The sequence below is a fragment of the Bacillus sp. EB600 genome (assembly GCF_024494385.1).
GTDB lineage: Bacteria > Bacillota > Bacilli > Bacillales > Cytobacillaceae > JAEVLT01.
Window position 1 is genome coordinate 1 of the sequence record NZ_JAEVLT010000181.1, and the last position, 368, is coordinate 368.

Here is a 368-nt window from a genome sequence, read left to right on the forward strand (position 1 = left end):
ATATTTCTATAAAAGAACCAATTGATTTACAAGCTATACTTCCTCCAGATCAAACATCTTTTTCTTATAATGGTTCATTAACGACGCCTCCTTGTACGGAAGAAGTAAAATGGATTGTTTTTGAAAAGCCAATTGAAATGTCGAAAGAACAAGTTCAAGCATTTCAGCAAATCTTTCCAGATAATCATCGTCCTGTTCAACCTCTAGATGAACGAGAAATTATCAAGAACTAGGTTTAGAAAGTCTATTTATTATGATATATCAATAGTCTAAAATACAGATTGTATAAGCAGAGTTTTCAAGAATAAGAGATTTTCGATAAATAAAAACAATATAGTTACAAGGTTACCGTTCAGGTCAACCTATTG

1 protein-coding gene is annotated in these 368 nt (G+C 31.0%); it reads left to right on the top strand.

Going from position 1 to position 368, the window contains the following annotated elements; all coding sequences use genetic code 11:
* A partial coding sequence (locus tag JN080_RS29315; RefSeq protein ID WP_256239387.1) for a carbonic anhydrase family protein occupies window positions 1-233 on the top strand: 233 nt, incomplete at its 5' end.
* Window positions 234-368 lie beyond the last annotated feature (135 nt).